At 36.3% G+C, this 3201-nt stretch carries 2 protein-coding genes; both read right to left on the reverse strand.

Translation table 11 applies throughout. From position 1 onward, the window contains the following. On the reverse strand, window positions 1-855 hold an 855-nt coding region (locus tag ACHFIY_RS19165; RefSeq protein WP_410847741.1), incomplete at its 3' end, for a hypothetical protein. A 1522-nt stretch (window positions 856-2377) separates the two neighbouring features. Then, on the reverse strand, window positions 2378-3201 hold an 824-nt coding region (locus ACHFIY_RS19170; protein WP_410847742.1), incomplete at its 5' end, for a T9SS type A sorting domain-containing protein.

Consider the following 3201-nt stretch of genomic DNA (forward strand, 5'->3'; position numbering starts at 1 on the left):
TTTAGCTTTTGAGCTAGCGTGGCCAATTACCTCGTAAAATGATCCGGAAATGCTTTTATTAAAACAATTGGGTTCCCGAGTAATTATCTTAACTGATTTAATAGTAATTAAGCTATCGGGTTTCCCTGAAAATAGAGATTGATAGCCGCCAATACCCAAAGTGTTCTTGTTAACCAATACCCCCGATTCTAAAATACTTTTTACTGTATAAAAGGAAATGGTGGTGCCATCATATTTTGTTAAGACAACAAATAATGACGGCGGATGAAATAAGAACGATTTAATCTTGCCTTTCATAGAATAGTTAAGATTAAGCTTCATTAAAAGAAGGTGTTTGTTTTCTGGGATTTCTATGTCTTTATCAACTTCAGTATCATTATCTCGGAAAAATTTAAGAGAAGCTTCCCCCCTATTAATATTCCTTTTTAAAAGCAGGTATTTTGTGGTATCAAACATAGTAAATGTATCAATACACGAATAATTGCTGCAAATGCTAATCTTTGTTTTTGTTTCGTCCCAAAAATCGCATCTGCCATCAACACTGTTAGGTGTAAACAATAAAAAAGCTGGTGCTTTTGATGATGTGTATTTTGCGGCATTCAGGCTATCTAAAAAGCCATTATAGGCTTGATATGACTGAAAGCAAGGCCGCGGAGAATAATTTAGGTTGTTAAAGTAAGCCAAAGAAATTTCTGTTGTTAAAATGTCAACTGGGTGCTTCCCTATTGTATTCAAAATGCGTAGCGGCAGTTGGGTATTAGAAGGTATTTCGGTGTTTGCTTTACAAAATAATTCTTTAAAATAAATTGTTCGGTATGCAGGGAAACTTGCAAATGGATTATACTCTGGGGTCATTGCAAATATGCAGGTTTGCATGCCCAATATGCTAATAAATGCAAATATATTTAAAATTTTTCTATATGGACTAATGGAAACGCAAAAGTTATCAAAATAAAAAAGCAATGAAAAAAAAGGAAAGCATAAAGAAAAAAAAGTAAGCAAATGCCCCGCATCAGATCTAGTAAAGCCGCTTTTGTAAGCAATAAAAAGATTGATAAAAGAAATTCCATAAATAGCTGCACTATCAAGGCTAAAAGCCCCTTTTCTTATTTTCTGGAAAATCAACAGAAAAAAAAGCAGGAATAACATAATGGCATAGAGCAATAAACGTATATAATATAGTTCATGCCCCATTGCGTTTGGATAATCAGCAATAATCTTCGTGCCAGTATAAATGAAAGCAAAAAAGTCAACTTTCAAAATATAGCAACCCAATGCCATGATACATGCATAGCAAGCTAAAACAAATACAGCTTTCCTAAGCTGTATTTTGTTTGTGAAGTAACAATAAAGTATAAAAGAAACGTAAATAAACTGGTAAATCAGGCCAATGTTCAGCTTAATAAAAAACATCAGCACACAAGCAAACAAAGGGATAGCTATATTTTTTAGCGCTGGCTGATTAAAATAATTGAAAATATAAAAGCTAAATATGAATAACAACGTAAACCCTGCATCATAAAAATATGTTGCGCCTGTATTTATGGAAATAAATAATAATAAAAAAAACAATATTTTATCAATCCAATTTTTACAAAATTTGGCTATATAGAGTACAAAAATATCTATTAAAAAAGTACAAGTCAACAAGTCGAAAAAAAACATATAAAACGTGTTGATGCTTATTGGGCACCTTGTTGATAAAAACCCTAGTGGACCGTATGTAAAAACTATATCCCTGCCAAAGATCATTTTTTTTGAAAAACATAAATTTAGCCCAATTTCCCAGCTGCTGTCTAGCCCTGCACTGGGCTGGCTAATAAAATGGGTAGGCAACACAATCAATACTAAAACAATAATTAGCATCAATTTTTTTAGTAGTGGCTTTGCATTGGTTTTTGTAAAATCTAGCGTCATTTGTAAGTTGTTATTTTATAGTGGCCATGCCTAACTGATTTTTGTATATCAATCATGTACAGGTATTTTTTTATTTTCCATCCTCTCTAATAGCCCCACCTTGTTATCCTAATACTGTAAAATAAGGACTTACAGCCCTTATCATTTTAAACTTGTGTCAAACTTATAGCTTTTATCAAAGATTTTTCTATTCAATGTGAGAATACTACAAAATATGCGCATAAAAAAAGTTTTATAAAATATTCCCTCGTGATTCCACCCCTAATTATTCAGCTCGTTCGCTAGCTGAACAACAAAGCTATCAAAACTTGGAAACGGGATATACAAATAACAAAGGATGCAAAAGGCCAGCAGTAACTGCCAAGGATGGCGTTCAGGAATATGCCTTACAACTGCCGTAGTGGCTGCGAGGCTATAAGCTTAGTGAGCAGGCTGTCGCTTGATATTTGTTCAACCATTTTTATTGTTTCACCAATTTGGTGGTTTGTTTGCTGCTATTGGTTTGCAGCACCACGGTGTAGGTGCCGCTGGCAAGGGTGGATATGTTTAGGTTGGCATTACCTGTTGCCAGATTGATAAGTTGCGTGGCTACGCAACGCCCGTCCGTAGCATATATTTTTACATTGCCTATACCTGTGGCGGGGGCAAACAACAAACTAGTGGTGGCTTGTGCAGGGTTTGGCACAAGGGTGATACCTGCTTTTGCCGACGTGTTGCTGATGGTAACAACTTGGCTATATGTAAAGCTGCCATCTTTGTCCACCATTTTCAGGCGGTAGTAAGCTGCCCCCGTACCCTGAAGGGGTGTGTTATCAGTATAGTAGTAGCTGCCGGCGCCGTTCCCTTTGGCAGTTACATCGCCTATAGCCGCATAGTTTTTACCATCGCTGCTGCGCTCTATTTCAAAAAGGCAGGTATTGGTTTCGTTTGTGGTTTGCCAAGTGAGTTGGGTTCTATTGTTTAGGGCGGCTTGGGCGATAAAGGTGGTGAGGGTGAGGGGTAAGGTGGGGCTTGTATATTTTGCAACATATTTGTTGCCGTGGGAATAATCAATACCGTTCGTAAAACCTCCTGCAGCATATAGATTATCACTTGAATCGATAAATAGGGTATAAATTCCTCCATTTTTAAATGTAGAATCGCTAATCCCTCCTACTTCACCCCAGCTACTGCCATCCCATTTAGCTACGTAAAACATATTGTTTGCGTTTGAAAATGATCCCGCAGCAAATAAATTGTCTTTTGTATCAGTAATAAGTTTCCATATGGTGCTATTGAATGTAG

The organism is Parasediminibacterium schistidii (assembly GCF_046546515.1).
Lineage (GTDB): Bacteria > Bacteroidota > Bacteroidia > Chitinophagales > Chitinophagaceae > Parasediminibacterium.